General features: G+C 70.4%; 22 protein-coding genes and 3 pseudogenes. 12 read left to right on the top strand and 13 right to left on the bottom strand.

The annotated features are described in order from the left end of the window. Together AB0K37_RS00535 and AB0K37_RS00530 are read right to left on the bottom strand one after the other, a co-directional pair. On the bottom strand, window positions 1-413 hold a 413-nt coding region (locus AB0K37_RS00535; protein ID WP_363972552.1), incomplete at its 3' end, for an SDR family NAD(P)-dependent oxidoreductase. Window positions 414-611: 198 nt separating this feature from the next. Then, entirely contained in the window at window positions 612-1,457 is an 846-nt protein-coding gene (locus tag AB0K37_RS00530; RefSeq protein ID WP_363972549.1) for a helix-turn-helix transcriptional regulator, read from the bottom strand. A gap of 121 nt (window positions 1,458-1,578) precedes the next feature. On the opposite strand from AB0K37_RS00530, the gene AB0K37_RS00525 reads away from it, so the two are divergent. The 7 genes from AB0K37_RS00525 to AB0K37_RS00495 all read left to right on the top strand — a co-directional run bounded on the left by AB0K37_RS00525 (window position 1,579) and on the right by AB0K37_RS00495 (window position 8,298). Beyond that, window positions 1,579-2,424 carry a helix-turn-helix transcriptional regulator gene (locus tag AB0K37_RS00525; protein ID WP_363972546.1) on the top strand — a complete coding sequence of 282 codons (846 nt, stop codon included), beginning with the start codon at window positions 1,579-1,581 and terminating at the stop codon, window positions 2,422-2,424. A gap of 111 nt (window positions 2,425-2,535) precedes the next feature. After that, entirely contained in the window at window positions 2,536-3,942 is a 1,407-nt protein-coding gene (locus AB0K37_RS00520) for an amidohydrolase family protein (protein ID WP_363972543.1), read from the top strand. Window positions 3,943-3,970: 28 nt separating this feature from the next. Further along, entirely contained in the window at window positions 3,971-4,351 is a 381-nt protein-coding gene (locus AB0K37_RS00515; protein WP_363972540.1) for an Atu4866 domain-containing protein, read from the top strand. A 206-nt stretch (window positions 4,352-4,557) separates the two neighbouring features. Further along, window positions 4,558-4,947, top strand: coding sequence for an ATP-binding cassette domain-containing protein (locus AB0K37_RS00510; protein ID WP_363972537.1), 390 nt, complete (start codon window positions 4,558-4,560; stop codon window positions 4,945-4,947). A gap of 407 nt (window positions 4,948-5,354) precedes the next feature. Continuing rightward, window positions 5,355-5,837 (top strand): hypothetical protein, encoded by a 483-nt coding sequence (locus tag AB0K37_RS00505; RefSeq protein WP_363972534.1) that lies wholly within the window; start codon window positions 5,355-5,357, stop codon window positions 5,835-5,837. 210 nt (window positions 5,838-6,047) lie between these two features. Next, window positions 6,048-7,505 carry an FAD-binding oxidoreductase gene (locus AB0K37_RS00500; protein ID WP_363972531.1) on the top strand — a complete coding sequence of 486 codons (1,458 nt, stop codon included), beginning with the start codon at window positions 6,048-6,050 and terminating at the stop codon, window positions 7,503-7,505. Window positions 7,506-7,875: 370 nt separating this feature from the next. Further along, a complete protein-coding gene (locus tag AB0K37_RS00495) occupies window positions 7,876-8,298 on the top strand; it encodes a hypothetical protein (RefSeq protein WP_363972529.1) in 423 nt (140 codons plus the stop codon). Window positions 8,299-8,327: 29 nt separating this feature from the next. On the opposite strand, the pseudogene AB0K37_RS00490 reads toward AB0K37_RS00495, so the two are convergent. The 6 genes and pseudogenes from AB0K37_RS00490 to AB0K37_RS00465 form a co-directional block, all read right to left on the bottom strand. Further along, window positions 8,328-8,715: pseudogene (locus AB0K37_RS00490) on the bottom strand (DUF4158 domain-containing protein); the annotation flags it as partial. Window positions 8,716-8,835: 120 nt separating this feature from the next. Beyond that, window positions 8,836-9,021, bottom strand: a complete 186-nt coding sequence (locus AB0K37_RS00485) for a hypothetical protein (RefSeq protein ID WP_363972526.1) — start codon at window positions 9,019-9,021, stop codon at window positions 8,836-8,838. A gap of 233 nt (window positions 9,022-9,254) precedes the next feature. Then, window positions 9,255-9,635: a hypothetical protein gene (locus tag AB0K37_RS00480; RefSeq protein ID WP_363972523.1), complete on the bottom strand. Its 381-nt coding sequence runs from the start codon at window positions 9,633-9,635 to the stop codon at window positions 9,255-9,257. A 1,001-nt stretch (window positions 9,636-10,636) separates the two neighbouring features. Continuing rightward, on the bottom strand, window positions 10,637-11,203 hold the full coding sequence (locus tag AB0K37_RS00475) for a hypothetical protein (RefSeq protein WP_363972520.1): 567 nt from the start codon (window positions 11,201-11,203) through the stop codon (window positions 10,637-10,639). Window positions 11,204-11,546: 343 nt separating this feature from the next. Beyond that, window positions 11,547-12,424, bottom strand: a pseudogene (locus tag AB0K37_RS00470) (IS481 family transposase); the annotation flags it as partial. A 580-nt stretch (window positions 12,425-13,004) separates the two neighbouring features. Then, a complete protein-coding gene (locus AB0K37_RS00465; RefSeq protein WP_363972518.1) occupies window positions 13,005-13,340 on the bottom strand; it encodes a calmodulin in 336 nt (111 codons plus the stop codon). Between the two features lie 105 nt (window positions 13,341-13,445). Between AB0K37_RS00465 and AB0K37_RS00460 the strand changes: the two are divergent. Beyond that, window positions 13,446-13,903: pseudogene (locus AB0K37_RS00460) on the top strand (hypothetical protein); the annotation flags it as partial. Window positions 13,904-13,972: 69 nt separating this feature from the next. Then, a complete protein-coding gene (locus AB0K37_RS00455) occupies window positions 13,973-14,272 on the top strand; it encodes a hypothetical protein (RefSeq protein ID WP_363972648.1) in 300 nt (99 codons plus the stop codon). Window positions 14,273-14,855: 583 nt separating this feature from the next. Here the strand turns inward: AB0K37_RS00455 and AB0K37_RS00450 are convergent. Beyond that, window positions 14,856-15,293, bottom strand: a complete 438-nt coding sequence (locus tag AB0K37_RS00450) for a hypothetical protein (protein ID WP_363972515.1) — start codon at window positions 15,291-15,293, stop codon at window positions 14,856-14,858. Between the two features lie 297 nt (window positions 15,294-15,590). Here AB0K37_RS00450 and AB0K37_RS00445 point away from each other — a divergent pair, with 297 nt between their 5' ends. Then, complete coding sequence (locus tag AB0K37_RS00445) at window positions 15,591-16,244, top strand: DUF308 domain-containing protein (protein WP_363972512.1); 654 nt, start codon at window positions 15,591-15,593, stop codon at window positions 16,242-16,244. Between the two features lie 124 nt (window positions 16,245-16,368). On the opposite strand, the gene AB0K37_RS00440 is transcribed toward AB0K37_RS00445, so the two are convergent. Then, complete coding sequence (locus AB0K37_RS00440) at window positions 16,369-17,202, bottom strand: class II glutamine amidotransferase (RefSeq protein WP_363972509.1); 834 nt, start codon at window positions 17,200-17,202, stop codon at window positions 16,369-16,371. A 161-nt stretch (window positions 17,203-17,363) separates the two neighbouring features. Continuing rightward, on the bottom strand, window positions 17,364-17,783 hold the full coding sequence (locus AB0K37_RS00435; protein WP_363972507.1) for a PLDc N-terminal domain-containing protein: 420 nt from the start codon (window positions 17,781-17,783) through the stop codon (window positions 17,364-17,366). A gap of 307 nt (window positions 17,784-18,090) precedes the next feature. On the opposite strand from AB0K37_RS00435, the gene AB0K37_RS00430 reads away from it, so the two are divergent. Further along, on the top strand, window positions 18,091-19,494 hold the full coding sequence (locus tag AB0K37_RS00430; RefSeq protein WP_363972504.1) for a DUF2252 domain-containing protein: 1,404 nt from the start codon (window positions 18,091-18,093) through the stop codon (window positions 19,492-19,494). A 60-nt stretch (window positions 19,495-19,554) separates the two neighbouring features. Next, the gene (locus AB0K37_RS00425; RefSeq protein ID WP_363972501.1) at window positions 19,555-21,201 is read left to right on the top strand and encodes an MFS transporter; all 1,647 of its coding nucleotides are present in this window, start codon (window positions 19,555-19,557) and stop codon (window positions 21,199-21,201) included. 112 nt (window positions 21,202-21,313) lie between these two features. Here AB0K37_RS00425 and AB0K37_RS00420 read toward each other — a convergent pair whose 3' ends face one another. Both AB0K37_RS00420 and AB0K37_RS00415 read right to left on the bottom strand, forming a co-directional pair. Beyond that, window positions 21,314-21,838 carry a hypothetical protein gene (locus tag AB0K37_RS00420; protein ID WP_363972498.1) on the bottom strand — a complete coding sequence of 175 codons (525 nt, stop codon included), beginning with the start codon at window positions 21,836-21,838 and terminating at the stop codon, window positions 21,314-21,316. A 302-nt stretch (window positions 21,839-22,140) separates the two neighbouring features. Next, window positions 22,141-23,082: a hypothetical protein gene (locus tag AB0K37_RS00415; protein WP_363972496.1), complete on the bottom strand. Its 942-nt coding sequence runs from the start codon at window positions 23,080-23,082 to the stop codon at window positions 22,141-22,143. Window positions 23,083-23,164: the final 82 nt, after the last annotated feature.

Raw genomic sequence — 23,164 nt, 5'->3', positions numbered from 1 at the left:
TCGAACAGGGACCGCGCCTCGGCGTCGGTGATCTCTTCCACCGCCCCGAGCAGGCCGCGGCCGGCGTTGTTGACCAGCACGTCGATCAGGCCGAAGACATTGAGGTCGAACAGGGACCGCGCCTCGGCGTCGGTGATCTCTTCCACCGCCCCGAGCAGGCCGCGGCCGGCGTTGTTGACCAGCACGTCGATCCGGCCGAATCGGTCGACGGCGGCTTGGACGGCGACGGGCACGTCCTGGCCACGAGTGACGTCCAGGGCGACGGCGAGCACGTCGTCGGAGGCGGCCAGGTCGTCGGGGATCCGATCGGGGTTGCGGACGGCGACGACGACCTGGTCGCCGTGCCGCAGGGCGGTCCGTGCGATGTCCGCGCCCAGTCCGCGGGAGGCTCCGGTGATGAACCAAACAGCCATGATCAATCCTTCTCTGCGCATTTCACCTGTTCAGGCGGGGTCCCGCCTGCTGACGAGTTCGAGTCTGGGGGAGGTGAAGCGGCCGATGAAGGTCGCGCGTTTCCTGGGAGTGACCTTCCTAGGAAGAGGGGCAGACCGCTGGACGACGACGGGGCCGGCAGAGCGTGCGCTCTGCCGGCCCCGTCGCCTCGGAAGTGGTCACCCGGCGGTGACCTCGTGCGCTTGGGGGGTGGCGGTCCGTTCGGCCAGGCGCTGGAAGGCGGTGGCGGTCGGGCTGGCAGGCTCGGCCTGGTAGACGACGAGCTGCTGGTGCGGCGCGCCGTTGACGGTGAGGGCCGAGAACTGGATGTGCAGGTCGCCTACGCGCGGGTGCCGCAGGTGCTTGCCCTCCTGGGTCTTGGACTTCACGTCGTGGCGGCCCCACAGATCGGCGAACTCGGGGCTCTGGGCGGACAGGGCGGCGACCACCTCGGCGATCCGCGCATTGTCCGGATCATGGCCGTAGGCGGCTCGCAGTTCCGCCACGCAGGAGTGTGCGGCACGCTCCCACTCCTGGTAGAACTCCCGGCCGACCGGATCGCAGAACACCATGCGCGCGAGGTTGTCGGCGGGCGAGAATGCCTCGTGCAGGGCGCCGGCCATCGTGTTGCCCGCCAGGATGTCCAGAGCCGGTCCCAGCGCGAAGGCTGGAGAGTGTGCGAATCCGTCCATAAGCTGCAACAGCTGAGGGCTGACCTGCTCTTGGGCGGGTCGCCTGATGCGCAGCTCCCGCGGCTGGGCCAGGCGGCGCAGGTGATCGGAGGCCTCTTCGTCCAGCAGCAGCGCCCGCGCCACCGCCTCGATCACCTGGGGCGACGGGCTGGACTCGCGCCCCTGCTCCAGGCGGACGTAGTAGTCGCTGCTCATCCCCGCCAGCAGTGCGACCTCCTCCCGTCGCAGCCCTTTCACCCGGCGGCGTCCGTACTCCGGCAGGCCGACGTCCTGCGGCTTCAAACCCTCACGACGCGCTCTGAGGAACTCACCCAACGGCGTACTACTGCTCATACACCCAGTATGGGTTACAGGCGACCGATTGGGGCATTTCGGGTATTTCGGGCAATCCAGGGTGTGATGTACCCCCTCTGAGCCCCTCGGCGACGGCTTTCACCGCTCTAGCCTCGAAGGCGTGGACAGCGATGACTCTTCTCTCGGAGCCTTCCTGCGCCGGCGTCGGGACCTGCTGCGGCCCGACCCGCGGCCGGAAGAGCGGCGGCGGGTGCCCGGCGCGCGCCGCGACGAGATCGCCCGGGCGGCGGGCATCAGCACCGGCTACTACGCCCGGCTGGAGCAGGACCGCGCCACGCGGCCGTCCTGGCAGACCGTCGCGGCGCTGGCCCGGGCCCTGCGCCTGGACGACGAGGCCACCACACAGCTGTACCGGCTGGCCCGCCCGGCCGGCCGCCGCGGCCGTCCCGTCCGCCGGGAGCGGGTCTCGCCGGAGGTCCGGCGGCTCATGGACGGCTGGAGCGGCGTGGCCGCGATCGTCATCGACACCGCCCAGGACGTGCTGGCCCGCAATGCACCGGCCTCCGTCCTGCACGGGCGCTTCACCCGCGACGACAACCTCCTGCGCATGGTCTTCCTCGACCCGGTCGCGACCGAGCACTTCGGCGACTGGAACCAGGTGGCCGCCGACGTGGTGGCCGACCTACGCCGAGCGGTGCGCGAAGCCCCGGACGACCCCCGGCTGACCTCCCTGGTGGGCGAGCTGTCGATCCACAGCGCGCCGTTCCGCCGTCTGTGGGCCGCCCGCGAGGGCGCCGTGGTCGCCCGCCGCCATCTCCACCTGTTCCATCCCGAGGTCGGCGAGCTCCGCCTCACCGCCGAGGTCTTCCCCATCGCTCGGGCGCCCGGCCAGCGGCTCGTCACCTACCAGGCAGAGCCCGGCTCCCCCTCAGCCGAAGCCCTGGTCCTCCTCGGCACACTCGCCTCCCAGAGCGCCACTACGGCCGGGGCCGGGGAGCGTTCCTAGGTACCGCACTCCCAGGAAACCCGCGGCCTTCTTCCCTCGGCCCGCTCGTCGCAGACTCGTCACCACCGGCGAGAACAGCCCGCCGGAACCACCTGCGAAAAGAGCACCTCCATGGACCCCAGCGCCGCCCGCGCCCAGATCCTCGACCGGCTGCGCCGCCAGGCCGCTGACCCCGGCCGCCGCATTCTTCTCACCGGCGCCGCCGTCGTCACGATGGACCCCGAGCTCGGCATCCTGCCCAAGGCGGACCTGCTCATCCAAGGCGAGACCATCGCCGCCATCGCCCCCGACCTGGCCGCGCAGGGAGCAGCCGATGGCGCCGTGGTCATCGACGCGCGCGGCTTCATCCTCGCCCCCGGCTTCGTCGACACCCACCGGCACGCCTGGGAAGCCCAGCTGCGCCGGATCATGCCCGACGTCAACGACCTCGGCGCATACGTCACCTCCACCCTGGCCGGCATCGCCCCCGCCTACACCCCGCACGACGTGTACGTCGGCACCCGCCTGGCGGCGCTCACCGCCCTGGACAGCGGGATCACCACCCTGCTCGACTTCTCCCACAACTCGCGCACCCGCGCGCACTCCAACCGCGCGATCCAGGCCCTCATCGACACCGGCATCCGAGGCGTGCACGCCTCCATGCGCCCGCACTTCGGCGACTGGGACGGCCAGTGGCCCGACGACCTCGCCCGGCTCAAGGACACGTACTTCTCCACCGATGACCGGCTCCTCACTCTGCGCATGGCCGCCCTGGCCACCGACGAGATCGCCGGCCCCGACCTCGCCTACGGGACCGTCCTGGCCCGCACCGCCCGGGAGTTGGGCATCGGCGTCAGCGTCGACGCCGTCTTCGGCCGCGCCTCCTCCGCGGCCGTCCTGGAGTGGGAGAAGGCAGGGCTGCTCGGCCCCGACGTCTCCCTCATCCATTGCACCGGCCTGACTACCGACGCGTGGCGGGCCATGGGCGCCACCGGCGCCAACGTAGCGCTCGCCCCCACCTCCGACGCCCAGATCGGCCTGGAGACGGCGATCCCCGCGATCGACGAGGCCCTGGCCGCGGGCATCCGGCCCGGCCTCAGCATCGACGTCGAAGTCGCGCTCGCCAGCGACATGTTCACCCAGATGCGCGCCCTGCTCGCCATCCAGCGGATGCGCGCCGTCAACGCCGCCTACGGCACCGAAGCCCAGCCCCAGCGCGTCGGCGTCGCCGACGTCCTGGACTTCGCCACCGCCTCGGGTGCCCGCAGCATCGGTCTCGGCGACACCACCGGATCCCTCACCCCCGGCAAGCAGGCCGACCTCCTGCTCGTCGGCGCCGAAGACCTCAACACCATGCCGCTCAACGACCCGATCGGCACCCTCGTCCTGGGGGCCGACCCCCGCAACATCGACGCCGTCTTCGTCGCCGGACACCCCCGCAAATGGGCCGGCATCGTCCTGGACGTCGACGTGGCCGCCCTCGGCGACGACGTCCGTGCCTCACGCGACAAGGTCCTGCACGCCGCCGGCCGCGCCTGACCCGGCCCACCGCGAGAAGAGAGCCGCCATGCTTCGCTCCGCCATGATCGCGCCCGGCCTGCTCACAGTCCTCGCCACCGATGCCTGCCAGCGCCCTGGCCCCACCGCCATGAACACCACCACCACGACCACCGCCCCGGAGGCTTCCGTGACCGCTGAGACCATCACCACCGGACCGCACCCGCACGTCGGCATGTGGGTCACCGCCGACGGCCGCATCCGCCAGGAACTCCTGCCCACCGGCCGCTACGAGGAGAGCCGCGACGGCCGTGAACGCGCCTACACCGGCCGCTACACCGTCACCGGCGACCACATCGACTACTACGACGACCTCGGCTTCACCGCCACCGGCGACGTCCGCGGCGGCGTGCTCTACCACGAACACCTCGTTCTCTACCGTGAGCGCTGACCTCTTGTCCCGGAAACCCCGCCAGCGTGCCGCACCTGGAGGCCGCCGTTCCCGCGACGCCTACCCGAAAGAGAGAACTTTGACCCCGCAGCCGACCCCTGCCCTCACCTGCGATCTCCCTGAAGGACGTCACTCGCACCTACGGGCACGGCGACGCCGCACGTCCACGCCCTGAACGGGGTGAGCATCGACTTCGGCCCTGGCACGTGGACGCCGTCATGGGCCCGTCCGGATCGGGCAAGTCCACCCTGCTGCACTGCGCTGCAGGCCTGGAACGCGTCGACTCCGGCCGCGTCCTGGTGGAGGGGACCGACATCACCCACGCGAGCGACGCGGACCTCACCGGGCTGCGCCGCGGCCGCATCGGCTTCGTGTTCCAGAGCTACAACCTTCTCGGGTCCCTGACCGCCGAGGAGAACGTCGCACTACCGCTGAAGCTGGCCCGCGCGTCCTGGACGCCCGCCGACGTGCGGCGCGCCCTGGACGAGGTGGGCATGTCCGGAAGGACGGGGCATCACCTCCGCCAGCGTTCCGGAGGCCAGCAGCAGCGCGTGGCCATCGCCCGCGCCTTGGAGGCGTCGCCATGTGGAGCCTGAGCCGATCGACTCAGATGTATCGGATCCTTACCGCTGCTGGCTTGTGCCCCCCGAAAGCTCGGGCTGATCTGTGGAAACGTCGATCGGGCAACCGGGCGAATTGGATCGATCCGTACGGTCAGCGCCTGACGTAGTGATCTGCCGATCGATCACGACCACGAGCAAGACCGATGGCCGGCACACGGGTATGGGCCGGTCATGGTGGGCGCCGTAAGGTTCAGGTCTCGTCGAACCGGGGGAGCCAGGCGGCGGCGGTGACCAGGGAGCCAGGGGAGCCAGTTTCGGGAGCCACCGCAGTCAGGCTCCGATCGACTCAACGCAACGTAGTCAGGGCGTTCGTGCAGGTGAGGGGCTCCCCGTTCGACTCGGATCGACCTAGATCGACTTCTCTGCTTTGCTTCACGGAGTTGCCCCAGGACGTGATCGACCACTCCAAGGCGCTGCGCACCCCCGGGCTCGGCGAGCGGCTACTCCTGGAGGAGAACGCCGCCATCGAGTACGCCCTGCCCCACCCGTTCGCCATCAAGACAGGCCTCAGCCCAGAGGACCACGACGTCTACCGCGCGCCCTACACCGACCCCGCGTCGCGCCTTCCGCTGCTCCAGTGGCCTCGCGAGATTCCCTACGACCGCGAGCCGGCCGATGTGGCCGAGCGTATGGACGCCTACGGCGAGTGGCTCGCCGGCAGCCCTGAGGTGCCCAAACTTCTCCTCACGGTCGAGGAGGGTGTCGGTATCGCCTCCCCCGAGATCGGGGACTGGGCCCGCCAGAACATCGCCGCACTCGAGATCGAAGGGATCGGACCCGCCGGCCACCAGGCCCCCGAGGACCAGCCCCATGCCATCGGCCAGGCCATCGCCGGCTGGCTGACCCGCCATCACCTCATCTGAGCTGGCCCGGCGCAGCTGCAACGCCACCAGCGCGACCAGCAGCTCGTTAACATCCGCCGTATCTACGGCCCGGAGAAGGAAGCGCTGGGAGTCCTGGCCATCGAGATCGAACTGGTCACAGACCACCCCTCCTGAGCGCACACCCGGATCGGAACCACCATCCGCGCTATGCCGACGTCACCAGGCCCGCCAACGCGACTTTTCGTTCCGATGCTGGTCGACCCCGTTTCGGGCGGTGCGGATCGCGGGGTCGGTGACTTCGCCGGGCACATGGTGTCCGGTTCCTACAAGACCGCCGTCCATTGCGTGGATACGTTGACCTGCATGAACCTATCTTCAGACCAGATCTTTCGACCTGGTGAGCATGCGTATGACCAGGAGCGGGTGGGGCTCAACCGGGCTGTGGAATCGCGTCCGGCGTGCGTGGTCGGTGCCGCCGGTGAGCAGGACGTGGTCGCCGCCGTGCGGATGGCGGTGGCGCAGGGCCGGGCTGTCGGCGTGATGGCCACCGGCCACAGCCCGTCGGTGGCGGCGGACGGCGCCGTGCTGATCAACACCGGGCGGCTGAACGGTGTCGAGGTGAACCCGCAGGCCAGGTCCGCCTGGGTGGAGGCGGGGACGCGTTGGCGACAGGTCGTGGAGCGGGCCGCCCCGCACGGCCTGGCTCCGCTCAACGGATCCAGCCCCAACGTGGGCGCGGTCGGGTACACGACCGGCGGTGGCGCGGGCCTGCTCGGCCGCCGCTTCGGCTTCGCCGCCGATCACGTACGGCGGCTGCGCGTGGTCACCGCCGACGGCCGTCTGCGCGAGGCCGGCCCTGGCAGCGACCCCGATCTGTTCTGGGCGGTGCGCGGCGGCAAGGACAACTTCGGCGTCGTCGTCGGCATGGAGATCGAGCTGTTCCCGGTGTCGCGGCTGTACGGCGGCGGCCTCTACTTCCCCGCCGACGCCACCGGCGACGTCCTGCACGCCTACGCCGAATGGACCCGTTCGCTGCCGGAGCACATGGCCTCCTCGGTGCTGCTGGCACAGAACCCGGACCTGCCCGGCGTGCCGGCGCCGTTGCGCGGCAGGTTCGTCACCCATGTACGGATCGCCTTCAGCGGCGCCGAAGGCGGAGAGGATCTGGTGCGGCCGCTGCGGGAGATCGGTCCCACCTTGATGGACACGCTGCGGGACATGCCCTACGCCGAGGTCGGCACCATCCACCACGAGCCCACCGACGCCCCCTACGTGGCCTATGACCGCAACGTGCTCCTGCACGAGATCGGCAAGGACGCGGTCGACACGCTCCTGGCCCACGCAGGACCGGACGCGCAGCCGCCGTTCATCGCAGAGCTGCGGCATTTCGGCGGCGCCTACGCCCGCCCGCCCGAGACCCCCAACTGCGTCGGCGGCAGGGACGCGGCGTTCTCCCTCTTCACCGGCGTGACGCCCGCCCCCGGGAACCGGGAGGCGCGCGACCGGTTCCTGGCGGACCTGCGCCCCTGGAGCACCGGTGGCACCAACATCAACTTCGCCGGTGTGGAGGACACCGACCCGGCCATCGTCCGCACCGCCTACCGGCCCGCCGACTACACCCGCCTGACCGACCTCAAAGCCGTCTACGACCCCGGCAACGTCTTCCGGATCAACTTCAACATCCCCCCGAAAGAGGCGTCGACATGACGGCGCGGCCGTATCCGCGCGCGAGCGGTAGTGCTGGTCCAGCAGCGGGAAGTAGTTGTTGCCGTGGTGCGCCGACACCGCGTCGTGCGCGGCCGTCAACGCCTCCACCCCGCCCGCCTGCTCCAGCGTCTTGAGCACCAGCCGCCCGGCGTGCTCGGCGGCCTGCCGCTCATCGACCCGCGCCCCCGGCACCGCCGCCGCGCCCACTCCGTCCGGCACCGCTGTACCGGCGCCTGTCCCGGCGCCCGCTTCCCGGGCCGCCGCCAGCACCTCGCCGAACACTCCCAGCAGCCGCTCGGACTCTGCGCGGTGCGCCTCGCGCAGCGCTTTCAGGTGGTCGCGGCCCCTCCTGTGGATAGCCGCGATCCGCTTGCAGAACATCGTCACCACGTCGTCGCGGACCCCGGTCGCGACCGTGTGCACGAAACCGGCCAGCAACGTCAACTGCTTGTCGGCGCCGACCTTGCGCATGTCGGCGGCGTCGGTGACCCGTGCCTCCCCGGCGAAGTGCGCGACCTTCCCGGCCGGCACGTCCTGCAGCCACACCCCGGTCGGACCGATCGCATCCAGGTCGGCCAGCAGCGCCAAGCGCTGCTTGAACTTGCCCAGCGATGCCGCCTCGGCCACGTCCTTCAGCCGGTCGAACTCCCTACGCCGACTCACCGGATCCACCACCAGCAGCCGCGCCAGCCGCGCCCTGGCCGACCGGTCCAGCCGCCCGGCGACCATCGCGAAGAACCCGGTATTGACCTCCGCGCGGATCGAGGCGGCCATAGCGTCCAAGGTGGTGTAGCCCGGCAGCTCGCACCGTTCGCGGACCAGCTCCTCCAACGCCACGTTGATCAGGTCGGCCGGGTTGTTCTTGGACTGCACCGCCCGGCGGATCGCGGCCTCGGCCACCTGCCGGGCCCGGGCCGCCTCATAGGCCCCCCAGCCGCTTGCGCACCAGCGCGCGGTGTCGCTTGGCCGACGCCGAAGCCGCCTGCCGCAACGCCACCTCGTCGTCGGCCAGCCCGAGCACCTGACGCACATGACCCGCCGCCGCCGCTGGGACCTCGGCCAGCTTCGGGAAGTACCCCAGCCGCTGGTAGGACTTCAACCACACCACCAGCGCCAGCAGATGATGCTCATCATCCGTGCACGATCGCGCCCACTCCACCTCGGCCCCGGTCGGAGTGAACGACTCCGCCAATTCCCGCGCCGACAACACCCGCGCAAACTGCGGATACGCGGTCCGATCGATCGAGGTCACCCACAACCCCCGGGCCCGGGACCGCCGCCAACCCTGCCGCCGATCACCCTAACGATCAACCGTCAGGCCGTGATCCCTTTATGGCGTATTCCGGCTGTCCCCCTCGCGGGCGCCGCGGGCCAGGCCCTCCTCCGCCACGAACAGCTCCACGACGTCGCCGTGCTCCAGGTGCTCCCACCGGGCCCCGGCGAAGTGCCCGAGTGTGACCGATCCGGCCGGGACGCCGATCGTGCCGGTCGCGAGGGTGACCACAACTGGCGGCACGTCCGGATACCGCCGGATGATCGCGGCCCACACGTGTTCCAGGGCGGCGACCAGTGGCGCGGTAACGCTGCCGCCTGGAGCACGTCGCCGATCGCCTCAGCCGGGTCGACCGGGTCGCCGTCGGGCGGGATGTACAGTAGGTCGTTCAAGGTCAGCGTGTCGGAACCGACGTCGACACCGCGCTCCTCGGTCGCGGTGGCGCGCGGGTCCGCGCGTGTCGCAGCGGGATCAGATCAGGCGCTCGGGCGCGGCCGCGGACCGGCGAACGACTCCTCGCTGCTCAAGCGGGCATTCACCAGCTGGTTGCGATCCACCTCGATGACCACGAGCCCCACCGCTGGGCCGCCATGCTGGGATGCCTCGTCTTTGGCCGCTTCCAAGACATAGAAGTCGCCACCGCGCTCGGCGGGACGGCAGTCGTGCACTCTCAGTTCCGCGCCAAGCACGCTGACCACATGCTTGGCGGTGAGACGGTGAACCGCTGTGGGCTCCCAGAGATCGATGATCCCCCCAGGGGGATCGGCCGGTGGCATCGGCTTCTCCTTGAGATCACTGCGCGGGCGGGAATACGTCCACGAAAGCACGCATCTCAACCCGTAGAAATAGACGAACATCTAGGCATCGAGGGTCTTCACTGTACAAACATCCAAGTTCGGTGGTACCTGTGACCGCCGCCGGCAATCAGCCAGGCCCGGCCGACCGCGCGCCGCTAGACGCTAGAACGCCGCTCAGGAGCCCATGAGCCGCAGACTTGGACGTGCCCGCCCCGCGGACCGCAGAGGACAGGGCCAAAGATGACGGCCGGGAGACCGCGCGGTAGAGCCCCGTCTTTCCGGACGCGGAGGTCCTGGACGCCTCCCCAGCGGCCTGCGCAAGTTCTGCACTCGCACCTCCGAAACGATCAAGATCATTTTCGGTGATGCACTGACCCCTTGAACCCAAGATCGTTAGTTGGACAGGGGGGCGTGACTGGGATGTGACCGGGCTGATAGCGCAGCGGAGGAGCGTGGGCACATGTCCCAGGCGGATCCCGCCTCACACGGACACTCATTGCCACTCGCTCGTCTACGGAGGCTCCAATGGCGCAACGCCGGCTCGTCCCTGCACTTCTCACCGCGACCGCCGCTCTCGCTCTGGTGGGCGCCGGGCCGACTGCCTCGGCCACTTCGACCGCCAAAATCAACGCCGTCAGCCGGGTCCCCTGCAGCGAACCCCACGACGGTTCCTTCCTGTTCCATCCCTTCGGGCCGCTGGGAGGGGCGGAAACCTCCTGCTACCGTGGCGAAGGGATAACCAACGCCAACTTGCCGGGGGTCACCCGGTTCTGCTCCACGGGGCCGCTGTGGGTCTCCTTCGCCGGGCCCGGCAGCAACGTCTGGCACAACGTCCCTGCCCGCCAATGCCGCGAGTTTGCCTACGAATCTGTCGACGGCGACAGGGTCAAGATAGAGCGGTACCCGTAAGGGGCGAGGCGGCGATCATGTAAGACGGCTGGGCGGCGTGCTCCTCACGGGCCAAGTACGGTCGCCGACGTCGCCGAAGCTGTGACCATGTCTAGTCCCACGAGATGCTTGACGTTTTAGTCCCAGGACATGCTTGACGGGTGTTCTAGGTTTCATGGGGCGGCCTTGCGGGGCCGGTGTGCCTTGATGCTGCGGACGGGCTGGGTGGTGGTCCGGCGGACGGTCCGCACGTCGTCGCCGAGCTCGATGGCCAGGGTGGCTTCGGCGAAGTGGATGGTGCCCACTCGTCCGGCGTGCAGGCGGCCGAGGGCGATCTTCTGTCCGGCGACCATGACGACGCCGGTGTTGCTGGCCCGCTGCTGCACGGTCACCGGTTCGGTGCGAGGCCTGGGCGGTGGCCCGGCCCGCCGCAGCCCGCGCAGCGCCCGGACCTGCTCGGAGGTGAACGGGTTGGGTCTGGTGCGCAGCAGCTCACGGGAATCCAGGTCGAAGAACATCAGCGTGTCGGGTTCGATGCGGATGCCGACCCGGCGGCCCCGCAGGATCTCAGCGGCCAGCACCATTCGGCCGCCCAGGCCGACGTTGCCGTCCTTGTTCACGGTCCGGTCGACCTCGACGGCGTCCCCGTCCTCGGCGGGCGGCAGTGGTGGCGGTCCGGCCTTGCGGGCCCCGCGGGCGGCCAGCGCGGCCAGGTCCGCGGTCGACAGGTGCGAGCGCACCGACTTGATCCGCGTCCCGGCGCCGCAGCAGGTGGATGACGTCGGTGTCGGCCCAGAACGTCACCACGACACCGGCCTGGGCGGGGCCGAGCCAGAACTGACGACCGGCCACGAACATGTTCCCGCTGGCCGGCACGGTCCGCTCGAACTCCACCGCCCCGCCATCCCACACACCTTAAGGGATCGATTCGGCTTGGTCCGGCGAGGACGCATCTGCCGGTTCGAACGCTTCGGCCGGTTCGGGCTCACGGGCCGGGGGAACGGCGGCCAGGCGGACCGCGGCGGGAAACCGCAGCGGCAGCAACTCCTGCTCGCCCTGGGCGGTGCGGGTGTCGAACCGGTCGGCCGGACACGCCATGCCCAGAGCCTGATGCGGGCGGCGGGTGTTGTATTCGACCACCCAGCCCGCCACCGCGGCCCGGGCCGCGTCCAGTCATCGAACGGCACCGCGTCATCCAGCAGCTCGCGCCGCAGACTCTGGTGGAACCGCTCGACCTTGCCCGTCGTGGTCGGCGAGCGAGGCTGCGTCAACCGGTGCACGAGCCCGTTGTCGCGACAGATCCGGTCGAACAGCACCTCACCGCCATGCCCGAACCGGTCGGTGAACTGCTTGCCGTTGTCGGTCAGCACCTCACCTGGCACCCCGAACTCACGCAACGCCGCCGCGAACGCCAGACACACCGCCCGCCCCGTCGCCCGCGGCACCACCTCGGCGACCACACAGAACCGCGAATGGTCATCGACCCCGGTGACGACCTTGCACTCGGCCCCGCCGGCCAGGAACACCCCGCCGACGATGTCCATCTGCCACAACGCCATCGGCTCATCGCGCTCCCACCGGCGATACTCCTGACGCTTGCGGCGCCGCCGGCCCGGCTCGATCAGCCCATGCCGCACCAGCGCCCGATGCACCCCCATCCGCGAGGGCACCGGCACCACACCCAACCGGTCGATCTCGTGCACGATCCGCACCGGACCCCACCGCGGATGCTCCCGCCGCAGCTCACACACCACGGCCTCCACCTCCGCCGACATCTGACCCCGCGACGAGGCCGGACGCCGGGACCGGTCGGCCAACCCCGCCAGCCCCTCGGCCCGATACCGCTTCACCCAGGCATGCACACTTTGGCGCGACACCCCGAAACCGGCCGCGACCTCGACCACCGGCACACCCGCCAGCACCTGCAGCACCGCCCGATACCGCTGCTCCACCACCGACAACTCGACCAGGCCCAATCCCGGCCTCCTGACACGCGACGCCCGCAAACGAACACGCGACAGCCACGCCGAACAGGCACCCGTCAAGCATGTGCTGGGACAGAGGTGTCAAGCATGTCCCGGGACAGGACACCGAAGCTGTGACCAGCCGGATGAGAAGTTTCTCTACGTCTTCAAGGGCGCCCGCCGCGGCGGCCGCCAGGATGTCGACGGGTCCCGGGCGTGCGGCCTCTGCGGGCCGACCCGGGGCCCGTCGACGTCCACCAGGAGGCCGTTGCCGAAAGAGGCGCCGTCACTTCTGGCCGGACTTGCCCCCTGGGCCGCGTTCTTGTCGGCGGCCGACTGCACTCGTTGAGCGGCGCCGGTCTTCGCGGTCTTACTGCCGGGGGGTCGTGGCGGCCTTCGACACCATCCGACTTTTCGCGCCCTGGCCTGTCCCCCCCCGGCAGTCGAGCGCTACCGCCAGCACGAACCCGCCTCGACCCCGGCCCCTGACTCGTCACTGTTGAGCGAGCGGCCCCGGACCACCCGGTCCGGGGCCGCCTTCCTGCCTGCGCGCGTCGGGGCGACACGCGGTGCCGGGTCAGGACCTCGGCGCGGGGAGTTCGCGCACCAGCCTGGAGGACCACGGGCACCAGACGAGGCCGGGCAGGAACGCGCCGCCGGCCTCGTCCAGGTGGTCATCGACGTAGGGCATGGTGGCGTCGCAGACTTCGATCGCCACGTCGAAGAAGTCGATCGTGTCGGGGTTCAGGTGGTAGCTCCACCGCGGGTTGTAGGGGGTGCTGCGCGTGAGGATCCGCCCGACGACATGAGGCCGGTCGGCGGAGTCGCCGCTGAGCAGGTCGCGGGCGTGCTGGATCTTGGCGGGGTCGGTGAGCTTGATGACGAACTGTTCTCGGCTGACGTCGGTGAACACGAAGTCGGCCGACGCACAAACAACGGTCTGGCCGGGGGCGCACCGCCGGTAGGGTGCGGCACGGCCAGCCTTCGTTGGCGGCGCCGCGACCGATGACCGCGCCGTTTGTCGCCCCTGACCCACTGCCGCCGATGCCAGGGATCGCTCAACGCCCCAATCGCGGGGGTCGGGGCGTTCTTCAGCGCGCTGGAGCGGGCGCTGCTGGACGGTCGGGTCGACGTGGCGGTGCACTCGGCCAAGGACCTTGCGGCGGGTGGCCATCCGGACCTGGCGTTGGCGGTCACACCGCCGCGGGGCGACGTCCGCGACGCGCTGTCCGGCGCGACCCTGGAGACGCTCCCGACGGGGCACGGGTGGGCACCAGCGCGGCGCGCCGCGCGGCGCAACTGCGGGCGCTGCGGCCCGACGCGCGCATCGTCGCGATCCGCGGGAACGTCCCGCCGAGGCTGGCGTGTGCTCGTGCCCACGGCGGGCCCCTGGACGCGATGATGCTGGCCGCTGCGGGGCTGGACCGTCTCGGCCTGGCAGGCGCCGCCACCCAGCGGCTGCCCGCCGAGGACTTCCTGCCCAATCCCGGCCAGGGCGCGCTGGCGATCCAGGTTCGCAGGGACGACGGCGCCCTCCTGGCCGAGTTGTCGCAGGCCGGGGATGCCGTTACCGACGTCGCGGTCCGCGCGGAACGCGCGATGATGCACGCCTTGCGGGGCGGGTGCACCCTGCCGATCGGCGCCTGCGCCGAGCACACGTCCGCAGGCTTGCAGCTCACCGGAAGCGTCACCAGCCTCGACGGCCGCCACCAGGTCCGCGCCTCCCGAACCGCCGGGCCGCGTGAATCTCCTGAGATGCTCGGCGCTCGGCTCTCCGACCTGCTGCGTGCCCGTGGCGCCGATGCCATGCTGCCCCGAACACAGGAGTGGAAGGCGGGCCAGTGAGGCTCGACCATGCGACACTGTCCAGGCGGTCCACGCGGGAGCGGTCACAGAGCCCGCAGCAGCGGCACCGAGGCGAGCAGGTTCTCCCGGATGGAGATCACGGCGGCCAGCAGGTCGCTCCTGGGCGTCCCGATCAGCTTGTGATCTATGGTCGCCTCGCCGAACAGCGAGTCGAGGTCACTGTGGCAGCGTCTCTCTGGGGCGGAACGAGACCCGGGTCTTAGAGGTCGTAACAGAATCCGGCCAGGCCGGCGCCAACGACCACGGCACCAGACACCAGACCCCCCACTTTCCGCGACGGCCCCCCGAATGGGCGGTTTGACCTCACGGGTCTCCTGCCCATCCTGTGGTCCCTTATCTGGTCGTTCCGGTACCTTGGCCGCCCGGCCGGCGATCGCGCAGGCCCGCCGTGCTTCTCAGCGGGCTCCACCGGAATGGACGAGAAGACGTGCAGCACGTGGGACGAACCCAGTGCGGGAGCAGCGCGGGGCGGTGGCCGCACCGCTGACGGTCAGCCCGCATGCCGCACTTGCGTGGCAGCCGGCGTGCGTTGCGGCGTCGGCGGGCGTCCGGGCGAGCCGCCTCATCCCCAGGTGTCGACGGCGGCCTGCCGCGAGTACCTCGCCAGGCTCCAGATCACCGCGACGTCCAGAGCGATGATCACGATGGCCCACACCGGGTAGTACGGGAGGAAGATGAAGTTCGCGATGGCGCTCAGCACCGCCAAGGTCATGCCGACGGCGCGTGCCCAGGTCCGGCCGGTCAGTACGGCGACTCCTGCGGCGACCACGACGATCCCGAGGATCAGGTGGATCCAGCCCCAGGCCGTCACGTCCCATTTGAAGACGTAGTCGCCGCGGATCACGTACAGGTCGTCGTTGACGATCGCGGCAAGCCCCGTGATCGCCCCGAAGAGGCCCGCCATGATCATCATGCAGCCGGCGAAGACGGCGAAGCCGACGGTCCAGCCGCTCACCGGTGGGCGGTCCGCGTTGACCTGAGGGTGCACTCTCTGGGTCATCTCGACCCCTCCTCCATCGAACCAACAGATGCGCTCATGGTCTCTCCCAGCGGCGCCGCCCAGATCACCCCCGGCGGATGAGTTCACGGTGCCGCGCGAGCCGATCTCCGTGAGTCCCTCCAACGCCCTTCTCTTTCGCTCTGGCGTTCACCCGCCAAGGAGGATGCGGCCCGTGGCTCCGGCGCGGTGTGGTCGTGTCAGGGGCTACACCCGGCTTCGCCGACAGCATCTGCGGAGGCGGGTGAGCGAAGGGGGGACGTCATGACCTCAGTGCCGCCACGGGGAACGCTCGGACCCATGAGTCCGCAGACGTCCGGCAGGCTCTCCGTGCGGCTGGCGACCGGCGCCTGGGGCGTCGGCGTGGCCGCTGGGATTCTCTCGGTGCTGCTGGGCCTGGCCATCGTGACGTGGCCGGACGCCACCATCGGAGTCGTGGCCTTCCTCTTCGGTCTCAAGCTGGTCGTCCACGGTGGATACCGGATCGTGCAGGCCATCGCGGCGGATGAGGCGGGTGGAGGTGCGCGCGTCCTGTTCACCCTGCTGGGCGCGTTGTCCCTGACCTGCGGCGTGCTCGTCATGCGCGACCCGCTCCAGACCGTCCAGATCATAGCCCTGCTCTTCGGCCTGTTCTGGCTGGTGAGCGGCGTGGTCGGGCTCGTCGTCACGCTGACCGAGACGTCTGTGCCGGGTCGCGGCGGGGCGGCCCTCCTGGCGGGCCTGTGCGTCGTTGCAGGGCTCTTGCTGTTGCTGTGGCCAGGGATCACCCTGACCGCCCTGACCTGGCTGATCGGCCTGTGGCTCATCACCTGGGGGCTGCTCACTGCGGCCCTGGCCCTCTGGATCCGGCACGTCGACAGGGGGAAGAGCGGGCGGGAACCGATGACCGATTCCGCGGTCGGCCGCGGCTACACCGACTCGTCGAAGCACGCCGGTTCCGCCCGTCCCGACTGAGCACGCCCGTTCGCCCGTCCCGACTGAGTGAGGCTCCCGACGCGTCGGTCGAGCTCTTCGGGCAGGCCGGAGCGGCCGTGACGGGTCGGGCGAGCCCTGGCCGCCGTCCTTTGTCCTGATGAGCTCAACCGGGCCCTATCGGGGTCAGCGGGCGGATCTTGTGCCCGCCGGGACCGATGACCGCCCATGAGCTCTCAGGGACCTCCTTCCATGCCCCCGGGAGGTCACGCAGTGGCTCCGAGACGACGAACCGGGTTGCCGGCCCCAGCTCCCGGAGCACCTCCACCTCCGGATACAGCTTCTGGAGCTGCTCGACGTCGGTGGAGTAGTACAGGGACCTCGTGCGTCCCTCACTGGAGTAGCGGAAGATCCACAACGACTCGCCATTGCTCGTGGCCACGGTCATCTGGACCGGGCGAGGCACGCCGCGGCGTCGGCCGAGGTCCTCGACGAGGCCGACTGCACGGGCGACAGCACCCGGTGGGTCCTCGGCGAGCCCGTAGGTCAGCGCCAGGTAGAACAGGGCCTCCGAATCGGTCGATCCCTCGATCTCGGGATACAGCGACGGGTCCACCACCGACATCAGGTCCCGCTTGAGCTCGGCGAATCGGACGATTGCGCCGTTGTGCATCCACAGCCAACGGCCGTGGCGGAAGGGGTGGCAATTGCTGCGCTGCACCGGGGTGCCGGTGGAGGCGCGGATGTGCGCGAACAGCAGCGGAGTGCGGATCTGCCGGGCTATCTCGCGCAGGTTCGGGTCGTTCCAGGCCGGATTGATGTCCTTGAACACCGCCGGGATCGCGCCCAAGCCGTACCAGCCGATTCCGAAACCGTCCCCGTTGGTCGTCTCCACCCCGAGACGGGAGTGCAGGCTCTGGTCGATGAGGGAGTGGACCGGCCTGAACAGCAGGTTCTCGACGACCAGGGGATCCCCGACGTAGACCATCCATCTGCACATCGCTACCTCGAATCGATGGGACTTCGGCGGCGGGCCTGTGCGCCCGGCCGTTCCGCCGAAGGCGGATGTCGTCGCTCCACCCGATACCAAGATCCGAACCTCCGGCCGCGCAACACCTCGTCCACGTGCGTGCGGGGTCGAGGCGTGTACAGACGGCGGGATCAGGTGAGCACCCTGGTCTTCGCCTGCTGGTACTCCACCTCGCTGATGTCGCCGTGCTTCCTGAGCTCGGCCAGCCTGACCAGCTCGTCGGTGCTCGTTGTCCCGGAGGTCCCGGCGGTCTCGCGGACGTAGGCGCGGAACTGCTCATCGCGCTTCTGGATCGCTCGCAGGTCGCGTTCTCCCAGGTCCCGGCCGCGCGCGATCAGGTACACGAAGGCGCCGAGGAACGGCAGCACGATCACGAAGATCGACCATCCGGCCTTGCCCCAGCCGCTCAACCGGTCGTCGCGGAAGATGTCGGCGATGATCCTGAAGAGCAGCATCAAGAACAGCACCCACACGAAGAACCAGAGCATGGTCCAGAAGACGTTCAGCAGGGGGTAGTCCGTTGCGGCGATGGCGCTGGCGAGCTCGTTCATGTGGTCCTCCAGTCGTGGGCCCTGCGCATCCCATACGGCCCATGCTCCATGCCTCCGGCCTTTGTCCGGATCACCCGCAGCGGGTGGCTCCCGACGTGCGGCGCACTATTGGTCCGGCGGAAGTGCGGCCTCGGCGGTACGGCAGGCCTCCCCGGGGGCCGCGGCCCGTGAGGGTCGTCCTCGGCAGGTGACTCGGTCTCCCGGCCGGGCTCTGTCATCGGCCGGAAATCACCTCATGCGGGTGAAGCCTTCCGGCCGTGACCTCGACGACGATGCCCTCAGTACGTTCGACGAGAGGGTCTCGCCCATGAGCACCATTGGCACCGCCGCCCTGACGCCGGCCGAACGGGCGGCATGCGGGAAGCGGGCGCGCGCGAAGGTGCCCCGTTCGAGCCACGGACGGTTCGAGCCGGACGGCGGGCGGCCCGATCCGGTCGACATCCTGGAGTCGCAGTCCGCGGCCAGGATCCCCGAACTGGTGCCGATCCGCTACGGCCGCATGCTGCAGTCGCCGTTCCGCTTCTACCGGGGCGCCGCGGCGATCATGGCTTCCGATCTCGGCGCCGGACCCGGCACGGGGATCCCGGTGCAGCTGTGCGGTGACGCCCACATGTTGAACTTCCGGCTGCTCGCCTCCCCCGAGCGGCACCTGATGTTCGATATCAACGACTTCGACGAGACGCTTCCAGGCCCGTGGGAGTGGGACGTCAAGCGGCTCGCCACGAGCCTGGTCATCGCCGGCCGCGCCAACGGATTCTCGGCCCGGGATCGCGCCGCCGCCGTGCGGCGGTGCGTTCGGGGTTACCGGGAGCGGATGCGCGAGTTCGCCGCGATGCGCACCCTCGACGTCTGGTACGCACAGGACAACGCCGACGACCTGAGTTCGATCCGGGCGGAGCGGCTGAGCGACGGCGCCCGCCGGCGGTTCTCCGCTGCCGCCGCCCGCGCCCGGACCCGCACGAACCTGCAGGCCGTCGCGAAGCTCACCCGAATGGACGGGGGTGTGCGGCGGATCGCTCCCGAGCCGCCGCTGATCACTCCGGTCCGCGATCTGCTTCCCGGTGCCGAGGGCGACGGGCTGGCAGAGGTGCTGCGCCGACTGATCGAGGATTACGGCCGCAGCCTCTCCTCCGAGCGCCGGGCCCTGCTCGGGCGCTACCGGGTGGCCGACATGGCACGCAAGGTCGTCGGGGTCGGCAGCGTGGGCACCCGCTGCTGGATCGTCCTCCTGCTGGGACGGGACGACGACGATCCGCTGCTGCTCCAGGCCAAGGAAGCCTGCACGTCGGTACTGGCCCCGTACGCCGGGGCGAGCGACTACACCGACCAGGGGCAGCGAGTCGTCGCCGGGCAGCGGCTGATGCAGGCCGCGTCCGACATCTTCCTCGGCTGGGAGACCGTCGAAGGGATCGACGGCCGGCGCCGCGACTTCTACGTCCGTCAGCTGCGCGACTGGAAGGGCATCGCGCAGCCGGAGACCATGACACCCGAGATCATGGCGATCTTCGGCCGGCTCTGCGGCGCCTCGCTGGCCCGTGCGCACGCCCGTTCCGGAGACCCGATCGCCATCGGCGCCTATCTCGGCGGTGGCGACACCTTCGACCGGGCGCTGGCGGAGTTCGCCGAGGCCTACGCCGACCAGAACGAACGCGACCGCGAAGCCCTCGCCGACGCCACGCGCTCCGGCCGGGTCACCGCCGACACCGCCTGACGGCCGGCGCGATGGGCGGCGGGCGGAACGCCGCCGGGGCAGGACGCATCGGAGGGAACGATGGGACGATGGGGGCCGCTGGTCGTCCTGGCGACCGCGCAGTTCGTCATGGTCCTCGACCAGTCGGTCATGAACGTCTCGATCAGCACGCTGGTGGACGACTTCGACACGACGGTCCCGGCGATCCAGGCGGTCATCACCCTGTACTGCCTGGTGATGGCCATGTTCATGCTGACCGGAGCCAAGATCGGCGACATCGTCGGCCGGCGCCGCGCCTTCGTCACCGGCCTGGTCGTCTACGCCTGCGGATCAGCGTTGACCGCGGCGGCCCCGACCCTGGCCGTCCTCGCGGTCGGCTGGTCATTGCTGGAGGGCATCGGCGCCGCGCTGGTCCTGCCCGCGTTGGTCGCCCTGGTCGCCGACAACTACACGGGCCACGAGCGCAAGGCCGCCTACGCCATGATAGGCGGGGTCGCGGGCGCCGGGATCGCCGTCGGTCCGATCCTCGGCGGCTGGGCGACCACCGAGCTGACCTGGCGCGTGATCTTCGTCGGCGAAGTGGTCCTGGTCGTGGGTGTACTGCTGGCGGCGCGCCTGCTGACCGAGGACTCCCGCGGCCGTCCGGGCCCTCGCCTGGACCTCGTGGGCACTGCGCTGTCTGCCTGCGGTGTGGGAGCGATCGTGCTCGGCGCCCTGGAGTCGAGCACCTGGGGCTGGGTCCGGCCGAAGGACCCCCCGGTCGAGCCGTTGGGCCTGTCGCCGACCCTCCTCCTCATCGCGGTCGGCGGAACGCTCCTTTGGGGCTTCACCGCCTGGCAGCGGCACCGCGAGCGTGTAGACGGCGACCCCCTGCTCCACCTGGACCTGCTGCGGTCAGCGCCCATCCGGGCCGGCCTGATCGGGCTGTTCGCCCAGAACCTCATCCTGATGGGCGTCTTCTTCGTCATGCCGTTGTACCTGCAACTCGTCCTCGGCATGAACGCGTTGGAGACGGGCGTCAGGATGCTGCCCGTCTCCGTCATGATGTTCATCGCCTCCGCGGCCGGGTCCCGGTTGTCGTCCCGGTTCTCGGTTCGTGCGATCGTCCGGACCGGCCTGGTGGTCACCGGCGGCGCGGTCCTCGCGCTGATGGCGACCGTGCAGCCGGACCTGACCGGCCTGGCCTTCGCGATCTCGATGGGGACGCTGGGCGCCGGCATGGGACTCATGGTCTCCCAGCTGGGGAACCTGGTGCAGTCCTCGGTACACGGGTCCGGCCGGGGCGAGGCGGGCGGCCTGCAGTACACGGGCCAGCAGCTCGGCTCCTCGCTCGGCATCGCGCTCATCGGGGCGATCGTTCTGGCCGGACTGACGGGCGCGTTCGTGTCGAAGGTCGAGCAGGACGAGCGCATCAGCGCCCAGGTCGCCGAGCAGGTCGGCGTGGCCGTCGGCACCGGCGTCGACTTCGTCGCCACCGGCCAGATCGAAGCGGCCGCGCGGAAGGCGGGCCTCGACGACGCCACCGCCGAGGCAATCGTCGATGACTACGGGAAGGCGCAGATCCTGTCGCTGAAGGCGGGACTCCTGGCCACCGCGCTCCTGGTACTGGGCGCGCTGGCGTTCACCCGCGAACTGCCGCGCACGCCGCCCGCGCCCGGCGACCGGCCCCCTGGCACGGCCACCGCCGGGCAGAGGGAGAGGGAGCCGCCCGCTGGGCGAAGCCGGTGAGCGGTCACCTCCCAAACCGCACCGCCTGAGCACGAGATGGACGACACACCTTGAGCGGGCTGGTACCGCGTTACCGCACCGGTGTGGCGGCGAACGTCAGGTCGCCCGCCCGTCAGTGGGCGAGCGTCACCTTGAGCACGACGATGAGCACGCCGAGCAGCAGGTTGACCGCCCCTGACACAACGATCAGATAGATGGTGGCGTTGGCCCGCCTCCCAGCGGCCACGGTCCACCCGACCTGCCCTCCAAGGGCAACGAGCAGTGCGGTCCAGGAGGCCACCGAGTCGGACAGATCGGCCACCCAGCAGAGGGCGGCGGCCACCGCCGGCGGGATGGCCGCCTGGGCCAGCGGCCATTCGCGCCGGCCGACCGAGCTGAGCTCCGGCCAGTTCATGCGCAGGCCGTGCTGCCGGTCCCCGGCGAGGCCCGCGTACACGTGCGCCAGCCAGAACACCAGCCCGGTCGCGAGCAGCAGAACGACGAGCTCCAGGGCGGGCGCCGGTTCGCGCCGCGGGCTCGCGCCCACGATCACGGACGCGGCCAGCAAAGACCCGTACACCGCGCCCGCGTAGTCCGCGCGCTCACGTCCGCCGAGCTCGAAGGCAACTCGCTGCCCGTCCACTCGCCGCTCGTCCACTGGCATCCTCACAACACGATCGGAGTCTCCAGCATCGGCCCGCCCGGCCATCCGCGGCATCACCCGCCCTGGATGAGAGCCGCGCCTCCTTCCCACCCGGGGTGTACAGCACAGACCGCCGCGGAGGACGCGCCTGTCACCATGTCGGTTCGGCTCGCCGCTCCCGGTCGTATCGCGCCATGACGGTCATGACCTCGGCCACGTCGCGGCCGCTGCGGAGGAGGGCGGCCATGACCTGCATCGGCTGGGCGATGTGGTCGAAGAACTTCCGGCATCCCGCGCACAGGTAATCAAGTCCGAACTCACCATCCGGTGACTCGGCGAAGCGGTTGCCGGGACGGCATCCCCCCCAGGCGAACAGCACCGGGCAGCACCGGGCAGCATCGGCAGTACAGTGGCAGCCGCTCCCCTCGGGGGCGGGCCGCGTGAGGGGACCACGCGGCGGCGGTCCAGGCCGTCAGCGCCTGCTCGAAAGGGTGGACGAACTGCTGCCCGACATCCCGACGCACCCACTCGTCGAACACCGCCGCGAGGAAGGCCCCCCACTGCTCCGGGCGGACGGTCTGCTTCGAGACGGCGGCACGGCCTGCCCGGGAACGCCCAGCCCCGCGGACCTCGCCGACGCGTTCCAAGACCGGGATGAATTGAACGTGCCGCACCCCGACCTCGTCCCAGCAGTACCGGTACACCTGCATCGAATGGTCGGCGTTGCTACCGTGCACGGGGTACAGCAGGTTGCAGTCCACGCCGTGCCGTCGCAACAGCCGGGCGGTTCCGGCCGGCCGGCGGCCGACCGCGCAGCCCGTCTCGCGGCCGTTGGTATCGATGGTGCCCTCCGGGACCGGTCCGACCAGGACGTCCCGCTCAGCCAGGAATCGGCACCAGGCGTCATCCAGGCGGGCACCGGTCGTCCCCAGCGCGTGCTCGACTTTCGCCCCCGAGTCCGCGCATCGCTCGGCCAGCTCCACCGCGGCCTGGAAAGTGCCGAGGTCCACCGTCTCGGCGTCGTCGAGCCAGGTCACCGCGATCGTCCGCTGCCGCGCATCCCGGATCTTTCGCCACCGGTGCCGCCTGCAACCGGAGAGCGGCATCACCGGCCCATCGCCCGCGAGCCAGCGCTGCCCGAGATGCCCGTCACCGGTGCGATGACCTCTCAATTCCGATGACACCTGTTTCCCCCATTCGACCAGGCCAGCGTCGCGGCGTTCGTCTTCCGGTGACTCACCCGCGGCGGATGAACGCACTGACCGGCCGCAGCCAACTCACCCGCCCGGGAGGATGCGGCGTCTCCCGGATTGCAGGATCGTCGCTCCCAGGGGTGACCGA

Source organism: Actinomadura sp. NPDC049753 (assembly GCF_040674655.1).
Classification (GTDB): Bacteria; Actinomycetota; Actinomycetes; order Streptosporangiales; family Streptosporangiaceae; genus Spirillospora; species Spirillospora verrucosospora.
Note: the sequence above shows the minus strand (reverse complement) of the source record. Positions and strands in the feature narration are given on the sequence as shown.

Excerpts from the sequence above, each read along its gene's own strand:
- AB0K37_RS00530 (WP_363972549.1), bottom strand. The coding sequence starts at position 1,457 with ATGAGCAGTAGTACGCCGTTGGGTGAGTTCCTCAGAGCGCGTCGTGAG.
- AB0K37_RS00520 (WP_363972543.1), top strand. The coding sequence starts at position 2,536 with ATGGACCCCAGCGCCGCCCGCGCCCAGATCCTCGACCGGCTGCGCCGC.
- AB0K37_RS00515 (WP_363972540.1), top strand. The coding sequence starts at position 3,971 with ATGCTTCGCTCCGCCATGATCGCGCCCGGCCTGCTCACAGTCCTCGCC.
- AB0K37_RS00500 (WP_363972531.1), top strand. The coding sequence starts at position 6,048 with ATGCTGGTCGACCCCGTTTCGGGCGGTGCGGATCGCGGGGTCGGTGAC.
- AB0K37_RS00480 (WP_363972523.1), bottom strand. The coding sequence starts at position 9,635 with ATGTTCGTCTATTTCTACGGGTTGAGATGCGTGCTTTCGTGGACGTAT.
- AB0K37_RS00450 (WP_363972515.1), bottom strand. The coding sequence starts at position 15,293 with ATGACCCAGAGAGTGCACCCTCAGGTCAACGCGGACCGCCCACCGGTG.
- AB0K37_RS00445 (WP_363972512.1), top strand. The coding sequence starts at position 15,591 with ATGAGTCCGCAGACGTCCGGCAGGCTCTCCGTGCGGCTGGCGACCGGC.
- AB0K37_RS00440 (WP_363972509.1), bottom strand. The coding sequence starts at position 17,202 with ATGTGCAGATGGATGGTCTACGTCGGGGATCCCCTGGTCGTCGAGAAC.
- AB0K37_RS00435 (WP_363972507.1), bottom strand. The coding sequence starts at position 17,783 with ATGAACGAGCTCGCCAGCGCCATCGCCGCAACGGACTACCCCCTGCTG.
- AB0K37_RS00430 (WP_363972504.1), top strand. The coding sequence starts at position 18,091 with ATGAGCACCATTGGCACCGCCGCCCTGACGCCGGCCGAACGGGCGGCA.
- AB0K37_RS00425 (WP_363972501.1), top strand. The coding sequence starts at position 19,555 with ATGGGACGATGGGGGCCGCTGGTCGTCCTGGCGACCGCGCAGTTCGTC.